Source organism: Rhizobium sp. SVR5-9E, from assembly GCF_056755095.1.
In genome coordinates this window covers 1-250 of sequence record NZ_JBNDHS010000581.1, presented here as the reverse complement: position 1 = coordinate 250, position 250 = coordinate 1, and the positions used below count along the sequence as shown (strand labels likewise).

At 34.0% G+C, this 250-nt stretch carries 1 protein-coding gene; it reads right to left on the bottom strand.

Annotated elements, in window-relative coordinates; all coding sequences use genetic code 11:
* On the bottom strand, window positions 1–250 hold a 250-nt coding region (locus ACPYOJ_RS36155), incomplete at both ends, for a nucleotidyl transferase family protein (protein ID WP_481420502.1).

Sequence of the window (250 nt, the reverse complement as noted above, 5' to 3'; positions counted from 1 at the left end):
CAGTATTTTTTCCCTGTAAAATCACGGTCAAGATAATCGTCACCGATAATTCTCACATCAATCACAAAAGACTTTAGAATATCTTCCAGATCCTGCTCCGTATAATAAGGGATAATTTCATCTACAGCATTTACTGCTTTTAATTGAATATATCTTTCAACGATAGTTTGAGTAGGCTTATTTTTATTAGGACGATCATGCGAAGGATCAATCTGCAAACCCACTATAAGATAATCGCAAACTGTTTTAG